This window comes from Pseudomonas sp. NyZ201, assembly GCF_049860765.1.
Classification (GTDB): Bacteria; Pseudomonadota; Gammaproteobacteria; order Pseudomonadales; family Pseudomonadaceae; genus Aquipseudomonas; species Aquipseudomonas bharatica.
Genome location: NZ_CP187557.1, coordinates 962,132 through 981,230 on the forward strand (window position 1 = coordinate 962,132; position 19,099 = coordinate 981,230).

Genomic DNA, 19,099 nt, shown 5'->3' on the forward strand with positions numbered 1-19,099 from the left:
TCGAGTCAGCCGGGTTTGCAGTGTGCCGGGGAAACTTCGCAGGAGGCGGGTATGGCAAGAAAATGGCAGCGGGGGCTGACCCTGATCGAGGTGATGGTTGCGCAGGCGTTGCTGGCGCTGGGACTGCTGGCGGCGGCGGGGCTGCAACTGCGTTCGGTGCAAGGGACAGACAGTGCGCGGATGGTCAGCCAGGCGGCTTTCATCGCTCACGGGATGCTGGAGCGGGCGCGTTCGGCGCAGGGTGTCGACGGGCGTGACCAGGCCGAACTGCAGCGTCAGGTCGAGGCTTTCGCTGGCGCGGGGGGACGCGCTGTGTTTCGTGGAAATGGCGTGCTGGTCAGTTGGAGCGATGAGCGCGCCGGGGGAGGGCAGCGGTCCATCGAGCTGGGCGTCTCACGATGAGGTGGGCGGCGGGGTTCAGCCTGATCGAGGTGTTGCTTGCGATGAGCCTGGGGTTGCTGCTGATACTCGGTGGCAGCCGCGTGTTCATCGGGGCCTTGCACAGTTGGAAAGTACAGGAGGCGGCGGCGCGCTTGCAGGAGGATGCGCGCCTGGTGCTGCACCGGATGGCCGGGGATATTCGCATGGCTGGTATGTTTGGTTGCTTGCGTCGGGAGGCGATGAGCTTTCCCGAAGCGGAAACGGCGCGGGTATTCGCGCAGGCGGTGCGGCTCGAGCCGGCGAGCGATGGTGGGCTGGGCAGCCTGACGCTGGTCGCAGCCGAATGGGGCGAGTTGGCTGGCGCTCCCGACTGGACGCTGGTGACCGATTGCCTGGCCAGCGCCACGGTTGTGAAAGGCCGTGCAACCGCCGGCCCCGGCCAGTTCGCGGTGCCCATCCGACAGCAGGCCTACCGACTCGACGGTCGGAGCCTGTTGCTTGGCAGTGGGGGCAGCAGTGCGGTGCTGGTCGACAATGTTGGCCGATTCGGTGTTCGTCGGGATGATGATCGGATGCTGCTCAGCCTGACGTTGGAGGATCCCGGACAGCGGGTGCGCCCGCAGACCTATGAACTCACGGTAGTCCTGCGCAATGCGCTTTGAGCAACGCCGCCGACCCTGTGGGAGCGGGTTCACCCGCGATTGCGTCGGTGAATTCACTACCGCAATCGCGGGTGAACCCGCTCCCACAGGTCCGCGTAGGCAACGAGGCGCAGTACTGGCATTGGTCATGATTCTATTGGTCCTGTTGGGCATCCTCGGCTGTTTCGCCATCCAGGCCAGCACCCAGCAAACCCGCATGGCCAGCAACCACCTGGCCTCGCTCCAGGCCTTCGAAGCCGCAGAAAACCTCCTGGCAACAGCCGAAGCCCGCCTCACCGAAACGCCCCCATCCGGCTGGCAATCGTTCGGCACGGGGCGCTACCTCATCGAACACCTCGGCCAGACCCACCAGGCCGCGCACATGCCGGAAAACCTCCCCGTCATCCTGTTCCGCCTCACTGCCACCGCCGAAGAGCGCCAGGCCCGGATCACCCTGGAAAGCGTCGTGGCCTGGCCACTCTCGCCCGACCACGGCCCCGCCCGCCGCATCCTCTGGCGCCAGCTACCGGGAGAGTCTTGATGCAGCGCATGCAGAACGGCCTGAGCCTGATCGAAGTGTTGATTGTCGTCGCGCTGGTCGGCATGCTGGCGGGCATTGCCTACCCCGGCTACAGCGAGATGGTTCGCAAGGCCGCGCGCACGGAAATAAGCGCAATCCTGTACGAAAGCGCGCAGCACCTGGAGCAGCATCATTCCCGTACCGGCCGTTACCTCGATACCGATGCGTCGATTGTCCCGCTGCCGGACGGAAACGCCCACTACCGCCTGAATGCCCGGCGTGAAGCCGACAGCTTCCTGCTGAGCGCCACCCGGCGCCCGGATGGTGCGATGGCCTTCGATGCGTGTGGTGACTTCGAGCTGGATCATCGTGGCGTGCGCGGCAATCCCGGTGGCGACGCAGATGCCGGCAACGGCTGCTGGGGTGGTTGAAGGCATTCATGGCGCCTGTGTGGCGTCGCGGTTCATTTCGGGTACTGGATCTACAGATGAGCAAGCAAGTAGTGATTGTGGGGGGCGGCGTGATCGGCCTGCTGACGGCATTCAACCTGGCCGCGGAAGTGGATCAGGTCGTCGTCTGCGACAAAGGCGATCTGGGCGGCGAGTCGTCCTGGGCCGGCGGCGGTATCGTGTCGCCGCTCTACCCGTGGCGCTACAGCCCGGCGGTCACGGCCTTGGCGCATTGGTCGCAGGATTTCTATCCACAGCTCGGCGATCGCCTGCATGCTGCCACCGGTATCGATCCACAGGTCCATGTGACCGGCCTGTATTGGCTGGACCTGGACGACGAGGCCGAAGCGCTGGCCTGGGCCAGAAGGGAAGGGCGGCCATTGAGCAAGGTGGCGGTAACCGAAGCCTATTCGGCCGTGCCAGTCCTTGGGCCCGGTTTCGCCAGCGCCGTCTACATGGCCGGGGTCGCCAATGTGCGCAACCCCCGCTTGCTCAAGTCGCTCAAGGCGGCGTTGCAGAAACTGCCGAACGTGATCCTGAAAGAGCATTGCCCGGTGACCGGTTTCATCCGCGAAGGTGAACGTATCGCTGGCGTGGAAACGGTCGAAGGTGTCATCGCCGCCGATGAGGTGGTGCTGACTGCCGGCGCCTGGAGCGGCGACCTGTTGCGGCCCTTGGGCTTCGAGTTGCCAGTGGTACCGGTGAAAGGGCAGATGATCCTGTTCAAGTGCGCGGAGGATTTCCTGCCGAGCATGGTCCTGGCCAAAGGACGCTACGCGATTCCGCGACGAGACGGGCATATCCTGGTGGGGAGCACGCTGGAGCATGCCGGTTACGATAAAACCCCTACCGACGAAGCCCTGGACAGTCTACGGGCCTCTGCCATCGAGCTGGTTCCGGCATTGGCTGGCGCCGAACTGGCAGGTCATTGGGCCGGGTTGCGTCCGGGTTCGCCGGAGGGTGTGCCCTATATCGGCCGGGTCCCTGGTTGCGAAGGGCTGTGGCTGAACTGCGGGCATTACCGCAATGGCCTGGTGCTGGCCCCGGCTTCATGCCAGTTGTTCAGCGACCTGCTGGCCGGGCGCGAGCCGATCATCGATCCGGCACCCTACGCGCCGCAAGGGCGTCTGCAGGCGCTCTGAGCCCCTTGAGGCCTCAGCGCTTTTCGGCGGGGCCTTGCTCAAGGTGTGCAGTGCTGCAATACCACTCGTTGCCACGGTGCAGCGCGCGGTCGTTGGGCAGGTGCACACCGCAATGGGCGCAACGCACCATCTTGAGCGTGGCGTCCTGCTGCGGCTTCGATGAGGAGGCATTGCCGGCCTTGAACTTGCGCCACAGCCAGAAGGCGGCGGCGATCAGGGCAATCCAGAAAAGTAGGCGAACCATAATGTCCAGCTTATTCAGTGAAGATGCGGCAGTGTAGAAGAGCCGTCAGTCGCGGCCAATAAAAAAGGGAAGCCCAAGCTTCCCTTTTTTGTATTCGGTTGCGATCAGTCAAACACGCCGAACGTCATGTAGCTGAACCAGGAGCGGTCCTCATTGTTGCCTTCGGCTTCATGGTTCTCTTCTTCCACGGCGTCGCCGTCCTTCGGCAGCAATTCCTCCGGAATGGCTTCCTTGGCGTCCTCGTACTGCTTGATCACGTCCTGGTTGGCGCGGGTTTCGCCCGGTGGCAGCGGCGCGGCAGTGTTGATCAGGCCCAGGGTGGCCTTGGACAGCCAGGAGCGGTTGTCGGCCTCTTCCTGGCGCGGAACGAACTGGCCATCGACCAGGCTCGGATGGTCAGGGTAGTTCAGCTTCAGGGTTTCCAGGCTGGTGGCGGCCAGGTCGTCCAGGTGCAGGCGCTGGTAGGCTTCGGTCATCACTGCCAGGCCGTCACCGACCGATGGGGTTTCCTGGAAGTTCTCGACCACGTAGCGGCCACGGTTGGCGGCGGCGACATAGGCCTGGCGGGTCAGGTAGTAGTCGGCAACGTGGATTTCATAGGATGCCAGCAGGTTGCGCAGGTAGATCATGCGCTGCTTGGCGTCCGGCGCGTAGCGGCTGTTCGGGAAGCGGCTGGTGAGCTGGGCGAACTCGTTGTAGGAGTCGCGGGCGGCACCCGGGTCGCGCTTGGTCATGTCCAGCGGCAGGAAGCGCGCCAGCAGGCCGCGGTCCTGGTCGAACGAGGTCAGGCCCTTCAGGTAGTAGGCGTAATCGACGTTCGGGTGCTGCGGGTGCAGGCGGATGAAGCGCTCGGCCGCGGACTTGGCTGCTTCCGGCTCGGCGTTCTTGTAATTCGCGTAGATCAGCTCCAGCTGCGCCTGGTCGGCATAGCGACCGAACGGATAGCGGGACTCCAGGGCCTTCAGCTTGGAAGTGGCGCTGGTATAGCTGTGGTTGTCCAGGTCGGCCTGCGCCTGCTGGTACAGCTCGGCTTCGCTCAGGTTTTCGTCGACGACTTCCTTCGAAGAACAAGCAGCGGTGAGTCCGAGGATGGCGATCAGCAGCAGGTGTTTCACTTGCATGGCGGCTTGCGTCCCTATGACGGCCGCTGTCTTGGGCACGGCCGTCCTGTTATGATGAGCACCCCGTGGAGCACACCCGGGGCAAAAGACGCCGTATTTAACCACAAGCGCGCAGCCGAAACCAAAGGCTGTGCCGTCGCCTTGTCAGAGCATGTCCGAGATCATTCAACTTAGCGCAGAGGTGCCGTCCGAAATGGGCGGGCAACGCCTCGACCAGGTCGCCGCCCAATTGTTCGCCGAGCATTCGCGCTCGCGTCTGTCCGCCTGGATCAAGGACGGCCTGCTGACCGTCGACGGCAACGTCATGCGGCCCCGTGACATTGTCCACGGCGGTTCCGTGCTGGCGCTGCAGGCCGAACAGGAAGCCCAGGGCGAGTGGGTGGCCCAGGATATCGAGCTGGACATCGTCTACGAAGACGAGCAGATCCTGGTGATCAACAAGCCTGCGGGCCTGGTGGTCCACCCGGCTGCGGGCCATGCCGACGGCACCCTGCTCAACGCCTTGCTGCACCATGTGCCGGGCATCATCAACGTGCCGCGCGCGGGTATCGTGCACCGCCTCGACAAGGACACCACCGGCCTGATGGTGGTGGCCAAGACACTGGAAGCGCAGACCAGCCTGGTCACCCAGTTGCAGAGCCGCACGGTCAGCCGCATCTATGAATGCATCGTGGTTGGCGTGGTCACCGCCGGTGGCAAGATCAACGCGCCGATCGGCCGCCACGGCGGCCAGCGCCAGCGCATGGCGGTGACCGAGGGCGGCAAGCCGGCGGTCAGCCACTATCGCGTGCTCGAGCGCTTCCGCTCCCACACCCACGTGCGGGTCAAGCTGGAAACCGGTCGTACCCACCAGATCCGCGTGCACATGGCCCACGTCAACTTTCCGCTGGTTGGCGACCCCGTGTACGGCGGGCGCTTCCGCATTCCGCCGGCCGCCAGCCCGACCATGGTCGAGGCGGTCAAGACCTTCCCGCGCCAGGCCCTGCACGCGCGCTTCCTCGAACTGGAGCATCCGGAGACCGGCAAGCGCATGAAGTGGGAGTCTCCGCTGCCGGATGATTTCGTCTGGCTGCTGTCGTTGCTCAAGCAGGATCGCGAGGCCTTCATCGGATGAGCGACCTGGCCCCAAGCCTGCTGATTCCGGACTGGCCTGCGCCAGCCGGAGTCCGTGCGTGCGTGACCACGCGCGCGGGCGGGGTCAGTCTTGCACCGTATGACACCTTCAACCTGGGTGACCATGTCGGCGATGCGCCAGGCGCGGTGGCCGAAAATCGTCGCCGTCTCACCGATGAATGTGCCGCCCGTCCGGCCTGGCTCAAGCAGGTACACGGCCTTGCCGTCGCCTATGCCAACCCGCAGGTGATCGACGAGGCGGATGCCAGCTGGACCGACACGCCCGGCATCGCCTGCGCCGTGATGACCGCCGATTGCCTTCCCGCCCTGTTCTGCGATCGCGCCGGTACCCGGGTGGCCGCAGCCCATGCCGGCTGGCGCGGCCTGGCAGGTGGTGTGCTGGAAGCCACGCTCGACACCCTCGCTACCGATCCTGCCGATGTGCTGGTGTGGCTCGGCCCGGCCATCGGTCCGCACGCCTTCGAAGTGGGTGCCGAGGTTCGCGAGGCGTTCATCGCAACCCATCCCGATGCCGATGCAGCCTTCGTTGCAGGCGCGCAGCCGGGCAAGTTCATGGCCGATATCTACCAGCTGGCGCGCATCCGCCTTGCGGCGCGCGGCGTCACTGCCGTTCATGGTGGCGGTTACTGCACCGTGAGCGACCCGCGCTTCTTCTCCTATCGCCGCGCTTCCACCACCGGTCGCTTCGCCTCCCTGGTCTGGCTCGAATCACGCTGACCTGCGTCAACCCGTCTACGCTTGAATCTTCCAGAATGATCCCTATCTAGAGGGTATCTCAGGCAGGCTTTTCTTCATCAGGTGTGTCCATCGCTCCGGCCTGCCCTTTATAGGAAGGTAACTCATGCGTATAGACCGTTTGACCAGCAAGTTACAGCTGGCGTTATCCGATTCCCAATCCCTGGCCGTTGGCATGGACCATCCAGCCATCGAGCCCGTCCACCTGTTGCAGGCCCTGATCGACCAGCAGGGCGGTTCGATCAAACCGCTGCTGATGCAGGTCGGTTTCGACGTCAATGGCTTGCGGGCTGCGTTGAGCAAGGAACTCGACCAGTTGCCGAAGATCCAGAACCCCACTGGCGACGTGAACATGTCGCAGGACCTGGCGCGCCTGCTCAACCAGGCCGATCGCCTGGCTCAGCAGAAGGGTGACCAGTTCATCTCCAGCGAGCTGGTGCTGCTCGCCGCCATGGACGAGAACAGCAAGCTCGGCAAGTTGCTGCTGAGCCAGGGCGTGAGCAAGAAGGCCCTGGAGAATGCCATCAGCAACCTGCGCGGTGGCGAGGCGGTGAATGACCCTAACGCCGAAGAGTCGCGCCAGGCCCTGGACAAGTACACCGTCGACCTGACCAAGCGCGCCGAGGACGGCAAGCTCGATCCGGTGATCGGCCGTGACGACGAGATCCGTCGCACCATCCAGGTCCTGCAGCGGCGTACCAAGAACAACCCGGTATTGATCGGCGAGCCCGGCGTGGGTAAAACCGCCATCGCCGAGGGCCTGGCCCAGCGCATCATCAATGGCGAAGTGCCGGATGGCCTTAAGGGCAAGCGCCTGCTCTCCCTGGACATGGGCGCACTGATCGCGGGCGCCAAGTTCCGCGGTGAGTTCGAGGAGCGCCTGAAAGCGTTGCTCAACGAGCTGTCCAAGCAGGAAGGCCAGATCATCCTGTTCATCGATGAACTGCATACCATGGTCGGCGCCGGCAAGGGCGAAGGTTCCATGGATGCCGGCAACATGCTCAAGCCGGCCCTGGCCCGTGGCGAACTGCATTGTGTCGGTGCCACCACGCTGAACGAATACCGCCAGTACATCGAGAAGGACGCGGCGCTGGAGCGGCGTTTCCAGAAGGTGCTGGTGGAGGAGCCGAGCGAGGAAGACACCATCGCCATCCTTCGTGGCCTCAAGGAACGCTATGAAGTGCACCACAAGGTGGCGATCACCGACGGTGCCATCATTGCTGCGGCCAAGCTCAGCCATCGCTACATCACCGACCGGCAGTTGCCGGACAAGGCCATCGACCTGATCGACGAAGCCGCCAGCCGCATCCGCATGGAAATCGACTCCAAGCCGGAAGTGCTGGACCGTCTGGAGCGCCGCCTGATTCAGCTCAAGGTGGAATCCCAGGCGTTGAAGAAGGAAGACGACGAAGCCGCGCTCAAGCGCCTGGAGAAACTGACCGAGGAAATCGCCCGCCTGGAGCGCGAATACGCTGATCTGGAAGAGGTGTGGACCTCCGAAAAGGCTGAAGTGCAAGGTTCCGCGCAGATCCAGCAGAAGATCGAGCAATCCCGCCAGGAGCTGGAAGCCGCCCGGCGCAAGGGCGATCTCAGCCGCATGGCCGAGTTGCAATACGGGGTCATCCCCGACCTGGAGCGCAGCCTGCTGATGGTCGACCAGCACGGCAAGGCCGATAACCAGTTGCTGCGCAACAAGGTGACCGAGGAGGAAATCGCCGAAGTCGTCTCGAAGTGGACTGGTATCCCGGTGTCGAAGATGCTTGAAGGCGAGCGGGAAAAACTGCTGAAGATGGAAAGCCTTCTGCATGAGCGGGTAATCGGCCAGGAAGAGGCGGTGGTGGCAGTCGCCAACGCGGTACGGCGCTCCCGCGCCGGGCTGTCCGATCCGAACCGTCCGAGTGGCTCGTTCCTCTTCCTCGGCCCGACCGGTGTCGGCAAGACCGAACTGTGCAAGGCCTTGGCCGAGTTTCTCTTCGATACCGAGGAGGCCATGGTGCGCATCGACATGTCCGAGTTCATGGAAAAACACTCCGTGGCTCGTTTGATCGGCGCCCCGCCAGGCTATGTGGGTTATGAAGAGGGTGGTTACCTGACCGAGGCCGTGCGGCGCAAACCGTATTCGGTGGTGCTGCTGGACGAGGTGGAGAAGGCTCACCCGGATGTGTTCAACGTGCTTCTTCAGGTTCTGGAAGACGGTCGCCTGACTGACAGCCACGGACGCACGGTGGACTTCCGCAATACCGTGATCGTCATGACCTCCAACCTCGGTTCGGCGCAGATCCAGGATCTGGTGGGCGACCGTGAGGCGCAGCGTGCTGCGGTGATGGATGCCGTGGGCGCGCACTTCCGGCCGGAGTTCATCAACCGGATCGACGAAGTGGTGGTCTTCGAGCCACTGGGCCGCGACCAGATTGCCGGCATTACGCAAATCCAGCTCGGACGCCTGCGCAGCCGACTGGCCGAGCGCGAGCTGAGCCTGGAGCTGAGCCCGGAAGCCCTGGACAAGCTGATCGCCGTCGGCTACGACCCGGTCTATGGCGCTCGGCCGCTGAAACGGGCGATCCAGCGCTGGATCGAGAACCCGCTGGCGCAGTTGATCCTGGCGGGCCGCTTCCTGCCGGGCACTGCGATCACGGCGAAAGTGGAAGGCGAGGAGATCGTTTTCGCCTGATTTTCCACCGCTTGGATGAAGGCCCCGAAATTCGGGGCCTTTTTTCTTTGCATTTTCTTTCGAGTGCTTGTAAAGTGCGCCCCGCTGTAAGTCATCCCGGTTTCCAGGCAGTTTTGGAAATCTGAAAACAAGTTGCAAATCAGTAAGTTGAATGCAAATTGGGGGTTGACAAAGGTTTTGAAGGTTGTAGAATGACGCGCCTCAGAGACATGAACGCAGCGATGCACAAGGTCGATGGGTTCGAAGCGGTAGTGATACAGCGTTCGAAATTGCAGTAGATGAAATTGATGTTCCGCGATAGCTCAGTCGGTAGAGCAAATGACTGTTAATCATTGGGTCCCTGGTTCGAGTCCAGGTCGCGGAGCCAAATTTCAAGCCGGGGTATAGCGCAGTCCGGTAGCGCGCCTGCTTTGGGAGCAGGATGTCAGGAGTTCGAATCCCCTTACCCCGACCATTTTTGGGTCGTTAGCTCAGTTGGTAGAGCAGTTGGCTTTTAACCAATTGGTCGTAGGTTCGAATCCTACACGACCCACCATTTTCGAATCCGGTTCGCTGGGTTCGAATCTTAAAAGACTGGAACGCCATTAGCGTCCAGTCGTAAAAAAGGCGCCTTCATCGGTGCCTTTTTTTTACCGGGGTATAGCGCAGTCCGGTAGCGCGCCTGCTTTGGGAGCAGGATGTCAGGAGTTCGAATCCCCTTACCCCGACCATCTTCAGAAAAAGGGCACCTCGCAAGGGTGCCTTTTTTCGTTTTTGCAATGACCTTTTCCTGACCCTTCCTGTTGCGCTCCTGCACCGACCTTCACTAGGGTTGGCTGCGCAGGGATAGCACTTAGCCATTTCTTTCACGGACTCCTTTCCGTGCCTTTCCCTGCGCCATGGCCAATCCTGGCAGGCGGGGAGCCTGTCTGGTTCGCCTTATTTCGACTATGCAGGAGCATTGGCATGACAGGACTTCACCGACACAGGCACCTCGCCCTGAGCACATTGGCGTTGATGTGCGCCGCAGCGACGGCCCAGGCTGCGCAGGAACGTGCGTTCAATAACCCGCCCTCCCTCGAACAGGCCGCGCCGACCCTGGAGGCGGCCCGTGGAACACTGCTGATGAGTGCGGAACAGCCGGTCAATGCTGCTCCGCAACCCCACGCCGGTCGCGAGCGATTGCTCGACCTGGTGATCCAGTACACCCACAACACCATCTATAACCCGGGTACCAGGACCTACGTGCCAGTGTACCTGCGCAGCTACACCGGTACCGATGTCGACCCGCAGGTGCCGTTCGTCGCTCCGACGATCGACGTCACACCGGGTGACACGGTGCGCATCAACCTGGATAACCGTCTTCCACCGGATGAGACCTGCACGGCCACCGGTCCGGCGAAAATGAACAATCCTCACTGTTTCAACGGCACCAACCTGCACTCCCATGGCCTGTGGGTCAGTCCGGCGGGCAATAGCGATAACGTGCTGCTCAAAATCAATCCCGAGCAAAAATTCCAATACGAATACAACATTCCGTCTGACCATCCGGCCGGTACCTTCTGGTATCACCCGCATCTGCACGGCTCCACGGCGTTGCAGGTGGGCAGCGGCATGGCTGGCGCTCTGGTGATTCGTGGCGACCGCTTGCCAAAGGCCGACAAGAGCGGCGCCATCGTGCGTAACGGTGACATCGACACGCTGTTGAAGCCGATCAAGGGGCAGGAATTCCCTGAGCGGCTGCTGGTGATGCAGCAGATTCCCTATGCCTGCGTCGGTGACAAGGGCGAGGGCCCGGTCAAGAAGAAAAAGATCGTGGAAAAGGGCCAGGAAATCGAAGTGGTCGACTGGAGTTGCAAGGAGGGCGAGATCGGCGTGGTCAAGTCCTATGACCAGTTCAGCCCGAAAGAGTGGCAGCGCTCCGGCCGCTACACCAGCATCAACGGCCTGGTGCAACCGGTGTTCACGGCGCGGACCGGTGAAGTCCAGCGCTGGCGCCTGGTGCATGCCGGCATCCGCGACACCATCACCCTGAAAATCGTCAAGCTGAAGGATAACAAGCAGTTGAGCACGCTCGAGACGCCGCAGAGCGACGCCATCGACGCGGCCAAGGCCTTCATCGACCAGAGTTGCACCGGCGAGACCGTGCCGTACGAGGTGATTGCCGCCGATGGGCTGACCTACGCCAAGGCCCAGGGCAAGGAGACTGTGACGCTGCAGCCAGGCTACCGCCATGATCTGCTGGTGTCCTTCCCGAGCGACGGCGGATACTGCCTGATCGACGAATCTTCGCCACAGGCGGGCAGCGTCTCCCAGGAAAACAACACGCCTCAATTGCTGGGTTATGTGAAGGTCGAAGGCAAGGCGGTCACTGATGGCAAGGAGCACATCAAGAACACCCTGATCGCGGCGGCACAGAAGAACATGCCCGAAGGTGCGGTACGCAGCAAGGTGGTCGCGGACCTGAAGGACGGTCTTCAGCTCAACAGCTTCGTGCCGCATCGCACCGTCGAGCAAAGCGAGTTGCAGCCTGAAGTGCAGAAACTGGTGTTCAACATTTTCCAGAACAAGGAAAAGGTGACCCAATTCGCCATCGGCGAAACGGCGGAAACCGCCAAGGCCTACCAGCCGGGTGTGGTTGACCGTGAGCTGAAACTGGGCAACGCCCAGCAATGGCAATTGCAGTCGGCATTGGCCGGGCATCCGTTCCATATCCACGTGAACCCGTTCCAGATCGAGAAGATCATCGGCCCGGACGGCAAGACCGACCTCAGCGAGCCGGGCGCCGTGGACGTGGATGGCGATACGCAGTACGCGGGCCTCAAGGGCGTCTGGAAAGACACCCTGTTCGTCAAGCCCGGCGTAAAGAACAAGGCTGATCCGAACAAGCTCGACTACTACACCGTCTACGTCAACACCCGCTACGAGCGCTACATCGGCGAGTTCGTCTTGCACTGCCACATCCTCGACCACGAGGACCAGGGCATGATGCAGAACGTGCGGATCTCGCTGGATGGCAAATCCGGCGATGCCCACAGCGGGCATTAAAAAAACCGGGCCCTGATGGGCCCGGTTTTTCTTTGTCCTTTCCGGCCTCATCGCACAAAGTCCGTGGCGCACGCGCAACCTGTGGGAGCTGGCTTGTCGGGACGCCGCACCGCAGCGATGAGGCCGTGTCAGTCACTCAAAGGCTGAATGACTCACCGCCATCAGTGCAGCTTCAACCGCGGCTCGGTCCCACGTCCGATCCGGCTGCCGAGCATCAGCATCAAGGTGCGGAACGTGCCGTACAGCGCCATCTGGTGCATGCGATACAGCGATACGTAGAACATCCGCGCCAGCCAGCCTTCGAGCATGACGCTGCCGGTCAGGTTACCCATCAGGTTGCCCACTGCCGAGAACCGCGACAGCGATACCAGCGAGCCGTAGTCACGGTAGGCGTAGGTCGCCAGCGGTTTGCCTTCCAGGCGAGCCTTCAGGCTTTTCGCCAGCAGCGAGGCCTGCTGATGCGCTGCCTGCGCCCGTGGCGGCACATTGCGGTCGCTGCCAGGCTGCGGGCAGGCCGCGCAGTCGCCGAAGGCGAAGATATTGTCGTCCAGGGTGGTTTGCAGGGTGGGGCGCACCACCAGCTGGTTGATCCGGTTGGTTTCCAGCCCGTCGATATCCTTGAGGAAGGCCGGGGCGCGAATCCCCGCCGCCCAGACTTTCAGGCCGGCTTCGATCACGTCGCCGTTGGCGGTCTTCAGGCTGTCGGCATTGACTTCGCTGACGGCGGCATTGGTCATCACCTTCACGCCGAGTTTTTCCAGGGTCTGGTGCACTGGCACGCTGATGCGTTCCGGCAGCGCAGGCAGTACCCGCGGGCCGGCCTCGATGAGGGTGATGTGCATGTCTTCCGGTTTGATCCGGTCCAGACCATAGGCCGCCAGTTCATGGGCAGCATGGTGCAGCTCGGCGGCCAGTTCGACACCGGTGGCACCGGCGCCGACGATGGCGACGCTGATCTTTTCCTTGGCCTGGTCACCGGCATGGGCGCGCAGGTAATGGTTGAGCAGTTGCTGGTGGAAACGCTCGGCCTGCTTGCGGGTATCGAGGAACAGGCAATGCTGCGCCGCGCCCAGGGTGCCGAAGTCGTTGGTATTGCTGCCAACGGCGATCACCAGGGTGTCGTAGCCCAGGGTACGTGCAGGCAGCAGCTCGCGACCCTCTTCGTCGAGGGTGGCGGCGAGCTGGATCTGCTGGCTGGCGCGATCGAGACCACTCATGCGCCCGAGCTGGAACTGGAAGTGATTCCACTTGGCCTGGGCCACGTAGTTCAGTTCGTCTTCCGAGGAGTTCAGCGAGCCGGCGGCCACTTCGTGCAGAAGGGGCTTCCAGATGTGGGTCAGGTTGGCGTCGACCAGGGTGATCTCGGCGCTGCCTTTTTTACCCAGGGTCTTGCCCAGGCGGGTCGCCAGTTCCAGGCCGCCGGCGCCGCCGCCGACAATCACGATACGGTGAGTCATGGAGATATCTCATAAGGTTTACGGAATTCGGATTCGTGGCCTGAGTGACCGTCCGCGCAGGGCGGACGGAGCGGGCGAGCGCAAGGCAGCTCATAGCACCAGCAAACTCAGGAGGCGACTCAACAGGCCCAGACCCACAGTCACGCCCACCACCAGGACAAGGAGCAGCCAGGGCCGGAAAGGCTTGCGCTCGACTTGATGATGGGGGGCTTGCAGGTATTGATCGACACGTCGCTGGTCTTCAGGGGTCAGGCGGCTGGTCATGGTGGCCTCGGCAAGGTAGACGCTTGTGACTGTGGGAAAGCTACAGTGTTCACTGTAGCCGTTTGCCACTGGCGTACCTGCCGGCAACTGCTCGGGAGCGGAATGATGCGTTTTGTATCACCGCTGTCGGGTTTCTGCCAATCCTGCTTTGTGAGAACAGCAAACGAAAGCACGACGCGTACCCTGTGGGAGCGGGTTCACCCGCGATTGCTATGGTGACTTCACTACCGCAATCGCGGCGGTTCGGCGGTCCGATGAAACCGCTCCCACAGGGGGGCGATGAGGACCTAGAGACTGATACCCACATCGAAAACAATGCTGCGCCCCAGATTGCTGCGCAGGAAATCCGGTGCATCCGGATGGGCGAAGATCACCCGGGCAAAGGTCGGCCCGACCAGCGACAACGACCGCCACCCTTGTCGCAAATACTCGGTCGGCGCCGGAAAGTGACTGTTCAGGTCCAGTGTTTCCCGCTTCAGGGCGGTGAAGGCGATGATATCCAGCTCGCCCAGGTCCAGCCCGCGCTCGCGGTAGTTGTGCGCCTTCTTGCGCAAGGTTGGCGCCAGGCGCTGCAACAGCTCCGGTGCGCCGATCCGTCGTGGCCGGGCTTCGCGGCGCACCAGTTGCGCCAGGGAAAACGCACTGCGCCGCCGCTGCAACTCCTCGCGCCATTCGTCGTTCAAGCGACGCCCTTCATCCAGGACGAAAAACACCTCGAACGCGGCATCGCGGAACAAAACATCCGGCGGCTCTTGCCCGGCGGGGGTGAAGTCCTCGCTACGGTAGGGAATGTTCAAGCCTTGCAGCAGGCGCTGGCAGACCCAACGCTCGCGTTCCCATTTGCGGGCATTGGACAGGAATGCATTGGCTTGTTCGGCCTGGAGGGTGAGCAGGCGCAGGTAGTCTGAGTCGTCCATGGCAACAAGCTTAGCGCCCAATCGCCCGCTTGCGCGGAGCAAGTGGCTGATTCTGGTCGGGTTTGCCTGCCCCAGCGCAGGGCAGGAGGGCGGGGCGGGTGTAGACTTCGAGGATTCCCCGTGAACAAGGGCTGCCTGCCGTGATCTCTGCGCATCTGCTATCGGACCTGAGCCTGACCCTTGGCTGGCTGGCCTTCGTGCCCTTGCTCCTGTGGGCGGTGGCGCGCACGCGCTGGGTCGAGCTGTTCACCGACAGCCAGCGCCAGCATCTGCTGTTCGGCACGGTGTTCGCGCTGTTCGCCCTGTGGTTGGTACGCCGTGACTTCGACACCGGTGTGTCCTACCACTTCATCGGCATGACCGCCGTCACCCTTCTGCTGGACTGGCCACTGGCGGTGCTCGGCGCTTTCCTCGCCCAGCTTGGGCTTATCGCCCTGGGCCGTCAGGACCTTGCCGCCATGGGCGTCAACGGTGTGCTGCTGATCGGGGTTCCGGTCCTGGTCACCGAATGCTGCGCGATCCTTGTCGAGCGGGCGCAGCCGCGCAACCTGTTCGTGTACATCTTCTGTTCGGGATTCTTCGCCGCGGCGTTGTCGGCACTGCTGTGCCTGCTGGCGAGTCTGGGTGTGCTGTGGCTGGACGGGCGTTTCGCGATGCCGGTATGGCTGGAGGACTTTATTGGCTACCTATGGCTGATCATGTTCCCCGAAGCCTTTATCAACGGCATGGTGATCAGTGCGCTGGTGGTGTTCCGCCCGGAATGGCTGGAGACCTTCAACAGGACCCGCTATCTGCAGGCCCCATGGAAGGACGATGAACCTTAATGGTGGTCGCGCGGCATGAGTTCGCCGGAAAACAGTTCATCCTCGGCGTCCGGTGCCACCGGAATCTTGTGTTCTTCGGCAGCCCAGGCGCCCAGGTCGATCAATTTGCAGCGATCCGAGCAGAATGGGCGGTAGGTGCTGGCGCTGCTCCATTCGACGGGTGCGCCACAGGTCGGGCAATCAACGGTGATGGGCTGGCTCATTCACGGCCTCCTCGTAAAGTCAGGTAGAAAGTGTGCAGTCGGTCGACCTCCGCATGCAGCCAGGCGATATCGCGGTCATTGACCAGGATGTCGTCGGCGTGGCGCAGGCGTTCCTCGCGATTGGCCTGGGCCTTGAGGATGGCCTGGACCTGCTCGGGGCTGGTCTGGTCGCGCAGCAGGGTGCGTTCGATCTGCAGGTCTTGCGGCGCATCGATCACCAGCAGGCGGTCGGTGCGCTTGTATTGGCCCGACTCGATCATCAAGGGTGAAACGAATACCGCATAAGGCGACTCGGCCTTGGCCAGGTAGCTGAAGATCTCCTGGCCGATCAGCGGATGCAGCAGGGCCTCGACCCAGCGGCGCTGCTCCGGGTCGGCGAAGATCACCTGGCGCAGGGCGGCGCGGTCGAGTTGGCCATCTTCCAGCAGCATGCCGGGACCGAAGCGTTCGACGATGCTGGCCAAGGCCGGACGTCCGGGCTCGACCACCCAGCGCGCGGCCTGGTCGGCGTCCACCAGGTGCACGCCCAGCTCGACGAAACGTTGCGCGGCCGCACTCTTGCCGCTGCCGATGCCTCCGGTGAGGCCGAGAATCCAGGGGGTGAAAGCGGGCGTTGTCATCAGGATCCAGCGAAATGCAGATAGGAAGCGGGTATTTGACCACCCCAGAGCAGCGCGATCCACCCCGCGAGCGCCAGATAGGGACCGAAGGGTATCGGCGTGCCGGCCTGCTGGCCACGCGTACGCAGCAGGATCAGGCCGACCAGCGCCCCTGTGACCGAGCTCAACAGCAGGGTAAAAGGCAGGATCTGCCAGCCGCCCCAGGCCCCGAGGGCCGCCAGCAGCTTGAAGTCCCCATAGCCCATGCCGTCCTTGCCGGTTACCAGGCGAAACAGCCAATACATCGACCACAGGACCAGGTACCCGGCAACCGCCCCCCATAGCGCCTGGGCCAGCGGCACGAACAGACCGAACGCATTGACGATCAAGCCCAGCCACAGCAGCGGCAACACCAGCACGTCGTGCAGCAACTGGTGCTCGATATCGATCAGGCTCAGGGCCAGCAGGCCCCAGCTCAACAGCATGAAGGCTGCCGCATGGGCGCTGACCCCGAAGTGCCAGGCAGCGATCAGTGTCAGCACGGCACTGGCCAGCTCCACCAGCGGATAACGCCAGCTGATACGGCTGTTGCAGGCAGAGCAGCGCCCGCGCAGCAACAGATAGCCGAGCAGCGGAAGGTTTTCCCAGGGGCGGATCCGATGCTGGCAATGCGGACAATGGGAAGGCGGGAGAAACAGATCGAGGCGCTGCCTGGCCGGGGCCGCCGGCAAACCCAGGACTTCACGGGCTTCGTCCTGCCAGCGCCGCTCCATCATCAACGGCAAGCGATACACCAGCACATTGAGGAAGCTGCCAACGATCAACCCCAGCAGAAGAGCGCTGCCGAGATAGAGGGGCGGATGGCTGGCGAACAGGTCCCACAGGCTCATGGTCAGATCACGCTACCCAACTGGAAGATCGGCAGGTACATGGCTATCACCAGGCTGCCGATCAGAAGACCGAGGACCAGCACGATCACCGGTTCGAGCAGGCTGGTGAGGTTTTCCATCAGTTGATCGATGGACTGCTCATGGTGATTGGCGATGCGATCGAGCATATCGTCGAGGGTGCCGGATGTCTCGCCGATACTGCACATCTGCACGCAAAGATGGGGAAACAACGGGCTGGCGCGCATCGCCGTGCTGAGCGCCAGGCCATTGCCGAGGTCCTGGCGCAGGCGGCGGATCGCCCGTTCGTAGAGTGCATTGCCACTGGCCTTCGCCACGGGTACCAGCGCGTCGGTCAGCGGTATGCCTGCGGCAAGGCAGGTGTGCAGGGTGCGGGCGAAACGCGCCATCGCCGCATGCTGCAACAACCTGCCCACCAGTGGCAGGCGATGAGCCAGGCCCAGCACCCGCAGGTGAAACGCCTGGTGGTGACGAAAGAGCTGGCGCACACCGACGGCTGCCAGCGCCAACGCCAGGCTCAGGGCCAGGATGTGGGCGGACAGCCAGTCGGCGAGGCCGATGACCATCCGGGTAAAGGGTGGAAGCTCCGAGCCCATCCCGGCGAACAGCACCTCGAATTGCGGCACCACCTGCAACAGCAGCAGGCTGGCAACGCCCAGTCCGACCATCAACACCAGCAGCGGATAGAGCATCGCCTTGCGCATGCGCGAGCGCAGGGCGGCGCGCTTTTCCTGGTAGGTCGCCAGTTGGTCCAGCAGGACATCCAGGCGTCCCGACGCTTCGCCCACCGCCACCAGGTTGCAATACAGGGCATCGAAATAGCGCGGATGCTTGCGCAGCGATTCAGCCAGGCTGTTGCCCGCGCTGATGTCGCGCTTCAGCTCGGCCAGCAGCTTGATCATGCGTGGGTGGCGGCTGCCGTCGGCGATGATGTCCAGGCCGTGCAGCAAGGGAATTCCCGCCTGGAACAGCGTGGCGAGATGGCGGCTGAGCTGGGTCAGTTGTGCGGCATCGAGTTGCCGCGACCAGCGCAGGGCTGCGAGCCGCCGCGAATGGCGGATGCGGGTGGTATGGATACCGCGTTTGCGCAACATGGCCTTGACCAGCGCCGGGCTCTGCCCGTCACTGCGGCCGCTGACCCGGGCGCCGTTACGGTCGACGCCCTGCCAGCTATAGGTTCTGGTTTTCATGTGATGCCACGTCCTTGTCGCAATTGGCCAAACACAATTTCCGTTACAGCTCCAGCCGGCAGCGTTACCCGGCCCGCACTAGAGTAGACGAGCCACGCCGGGCGGCCCTGTTCAGCGAGGTGACAAAAGATGTCGGTTCGGGCCTACTGGCGCGCTTGCCGGCCCGCCCGGCCGAAATGACCTGGAATTCGAGAGGGGAAGCATGCCCATGAGGATGCAACGCGGTATTACATTGATCGAGCTGATGATCGTGATCGCCATCATTGGCCTGCTGATGACCATTGCCTTGCCGTTCTACACCGACCACCAGGCGCGAACCAAGGCCACGGCCGGCCTTGCCGAGATCAGCGCCCTGAAGACCGCCTTCGAAGTGCGCCTCAGCCAGGCCCAGGACGTTACCGGCCCGACCCAGCTCGGCGGCCAGGAGCGCACCGCCCACTGCACCATCACCGCCACGGGAACCGCCTCCGCCGGCACCGGCAGCATCACCTGCGCCCTGCTCGACGCCCCGGCGCCGGTGCAAGGCAAGGTCCTCACCCTGACCCGCTCCGCCAGCGGCTGGGCCTGCAGCACCGACGCCAGCGAAGATCTCGCGCCGAAGGGGTGTACCAGCACGGCTCAATAGTCGTTAGGAAACAGTGAATTGCGTAACCCGCGCGGCAGTGGTAGCGT

Annotated in this window: 20 protein-coding genes and 4 tRNA genes; 15 read left to right on the forward strand and 9 right to left on the reverse strand. The window is 63.1% G+C overall.

The genetic code is table 11. The features are described from left to right. Positions 1-51: 51 nt before the first annotated feature. From pilV to thiO, 5 genes are read left to right on the forward strand one after another with little or no spacing between them, the layout of a single operon-like run. Positions 52-402, forward strand: a complete 351-nt coding sequence (gene pilV, locus ACPFMA_RS04400) for a type IV pilus modification protein PilV (protein WP_425929733.1) — start codon at positions 52-54, stop codon at positions 400-402. A gap of 41 nt (positions 403-443) precedes the next feature. Then, entirely contained in the window at positions 444-1,043 is a 600-nt protein-coding gene (locus ACPFMA_RS04405; RefSeq protein WP_425929734.1) for a PilW family protein, read from the forward strand. Beyond that, entirely contained in the window at positions 1,033-1,563 is a 531-nt protein-coding gene (locus ACPFMA_RS04410) for a pilus assembly PilX family protein (RefSeq protein ID WP_425929735.1), read from the forward strand. The genes ACPFMA_RS04405 and ACPFMA_RS04410 overlap by 11 nt, the downstream gene beginning before the upstream one ends. Continuing rightward, positions 1,563-1,973: a type IV pilin protein gene (locus tag ACPFMA_RS04415; protein WP_081263259.1), complete on the forward strand. Its 411-nt coding sequence runs from the start codon at positions 1,563-1,565 to the stop codon at positions 1,971-1,973. The genes ACPFMA_RS04410 and ACPFMA_RS04415 overlap by 1 nt, the downstream gene beginning before the upstream one ends. Before the next feature lie 56 nt (positions 1,974-2,029). Further along, a complete protein-coding gene (gene thiO / locus ACPFMA_RS04420; RefSeq protein ID WP_425929736.1) occupies positions 2,030-3,133 on the forward strand; it encodes a glycine oxidase ThiO in 1,104 nt (367 codons plus the stop codon). Between the two features lie 13 nt (positions 3,134-3,146). Here the strand turns inward: thiO and ACPFMA_RS04425 are convergent, their stop codons facing one another. Continuing rightward, positions 3,147-3,377, reverse strand: a complete 231-nt coding sequence (locus ACPFMA_RS04425; protein ID WP_420058545.1) for a PP0621 family protein — start codon at positions 3,375-3,377, stop codon at positions 3,147-3,149. Positions 3,378-3,481: 104 nt separating this feature from the next. Beyond that, positions 3,482-4,498 (reverse strand): outer membrane protein assembly factor BamD, encoded by a 1,017-nt coding sequence (locus ACPFMA_RS04430; RefSeq protein WP_425929737.1) that lies wholly within the window; start codon positions 4,496-4,498, stop codon positions 3,482-3,484. Between the two features lie 151 nt (positions 4,499-4,649). Here ACPFMA_RS04430 and rluD point away from each other — a divergent pair, with 151 nt between their 5' ends. The 8 genes from rluD to ACPFMA_RS04470 all read left to right on the forward strand — a co-directional run bounded on the left by rluD (position 4,650) and on the right by ACPFMA_RS04470 (position 12,065). Then, a complete protein-coding gene (gene rluD / locus ACPFMA_RS04435; RefSeq protein WP_425929738.1) occupies positions 4,650-5,612 on the forward strand; it encodes a 23S rRNA pseudouridine(1911/1915/1917) synthase RluD in 963 nt (320 codons plus the stop codon). Further along, positions 5,609-6,349 (forward strand): peptidoglycan editing factor PgeF, encoded by a 741-nt coding sequence (pgeF, locus tag ACPFMA_RS04440; RefSeq protein ID WP_425929739.1) that lies wholly within the window; start codon positions 5,609-5,611, stop codon positions 6,347-6,349. The genes rluD and pgeF overlap by 4 nt, the downstream gene beginning before the upstream one ends. 124 nt (positions 6,350-6,473) lie before the next feature. Further along, positions 6,474-9,038, forward strand: a complete 2,565-nt coding sequence (gene clpB, locus ACPFMA_RS04445; RefSeq protein ID WP_425929740.1) for an ATP-dependent chaperone ClpB — start codon at positions 6,474-6,476, stop codon at positions 9,036-9,038. Positions 9,039-9,329: 291 nt separating this feature from the next. Beyond that, a tRNA-Asn gene (locus ACPFMA_RS04450) sits at positions 9,330-9,405 on the forward strand. 10 nt (positions 9,406-9,415) lie between these two features. Further along, positions 9,416-9,492 (forward strand) — tRNA-Pro (locus ACPFMA_RS04455). A 5-nt stretch (positions 9,493-9,497) separates the two neighbouring features. Next, positions 9,498-9,573, forward strand: a tRNA-Lys gene (locus ACPFMA_RS04460). 98 nt (positions 9,574-9,671) lie between these two features. Next, positions 9,672-9,748: transfer RNA gene (locus ACPFMA_RS04465), tRNA-Pro, on the forward strand. 235 nt (positions 9,749-9,983) lie between these two features. After that, complete coding sequence (locus ACPFMA_RS04470) at positions 9,984-12,065, forward strand: multicopper oxidase family protein (RefSeq protein WP_425929741.1); 2,082 nt, start codon at positions 9,984-9,986, stop codon at positions 12,063-12,065. A 161-nt stretch (positions 12,066-12,226) separates the two neighbouring features. Here the strand turns inward: ACPFMA_RS04470 and ACPFMA_RS04475 are convergent, their stop codons facing one another. The 3 genes from ACPFMA_RS04475 to ACPFMA_RS04485 form a co-directional block, all read right to left on the reverse strand. Further along, positions 12,227-13,522: an NAD(P)/FAD-dependent oxidoreductase gene (locus tag ACPFMA_RS04475; protein ID WP_009403504.1), complete on the reverse strand. Its 1,296-nt coding sequence runs from the start codon at positions 13,520-13,522 to the stop codon at positions 12,227-12,229. Between the two features lie 90 nt (positions 13,523-13,612). Continuing rightward, positions 13,613-13,786, reverse strand: coding sequence for a DUF3094 family protein (locus tag ACPFMA_RS04480; RefSeq protein ID WP_009403502.1), 174 nt, complete (start codon positions 13,784-13,786; stop codon positions 13,613-13,615). A gap of 287 nt (positions 13,787-14,073) precedes the next feature. Then, on the reverse strand, positions 14,074-14,703 hold the full coding sequence (locus ACPFMA_RS04485) for a DUF1780 domain-containing protein (RefSeq protein ID WP_009403501.1): 630 nt from the start codon (positions 14,701-14,703) through the stop codon (positions 14,074-14,076). A 140-nt stretch (positions 14,704-14,843) separates the two neighbouring features. Between ACPFMA_RS04485 and ACPFMA_RS04490 the strand changes: the two genes are divergently transcribed. Further along, entirely contained in the window at positions 14,844-15,527 is a 684-nt protein-coding gene (locus ACPFMA_RS04490; RefSeq protein ID WP_425929742.1) for an energy-coupling factor ABC transporter permease, read from the forward strand. Here the strand turns inward: ACPFMA_RS04490 and yacG are convergent. Genes yacG through ACPFMA_RS04510 form a run of 4 tightly spaced genes read right to left on the reverse strand, consistent with a single transcriptional unit; the run spans position 15,524 to position 18,427 of the window. Further along, positions 15,524-15,730, reverse strand: coding sequence for a DNA gyrase inhibitor YacG (gene yacG / locus ACPFMA_RS04495; protein ID WP_009403497.1), 207 nt, complete (start codon positions 15,728-15,730; stop codon positions 15,524-15,526). The genes ACPFMA_RS04490 and yacG overlap by 4 nt on opposite strands. Beyond that, positions 15,727-16,350, reverse strand: coding sequence for a dephospho-CoA kinase (coaE, locus tag ACPFMA_RS04500; protein WP_009403495.1), 624 nt, complete (start codon positions 16,348-16,350; stop codon positions 15,727-15,729). Before coaE ends, yacG begins: the two co-directional genes overlap by 4 nt. After that, entirely contained in the window at positions 16,350-17,219 is an 870-nt protein-coding gene (locus ACPFMA_RS04505) for a prepilin peptidase (protein WP_425929743.1), read from the reverse strand. The genes coaE and ACPFMA_RS04505 overlap by 1 nt, the downstream gene beginning before the upstream one ends. Before the next feature lie 2 nt (positions 17,220-17,221). Next, positions 17,222-18,427, reverse strand: coding sequence for a type II secretion system F family protein (locus ACPFMA_RS04510; protein ID WP_425929744.1), 1,206 nt, complete (start codon positions 18,425-18,427; stop codon positions 17,222-17,224). Positions 18,428-18,635: 208 nt separating this feature from the next. On the opposite strand from ACPFMA_RS04510, the gene ACPFMA_RS04515 reads away from it, so the two are divergent. Further along, positions 18,636-19,052 carry a pilin gene (locus tag ACPFMA_RS04515; protein ID WP_420058552.1) on the forward strand — a complete coding sequence of 139 codons (417 nt, stop codon included), beginning with the start codon at positions 18,636-18,638 and terminating at the stop codon, positions 19,050-19,052. Positions 19,053-19,099 lie beyond the last annotated feature (47 nt).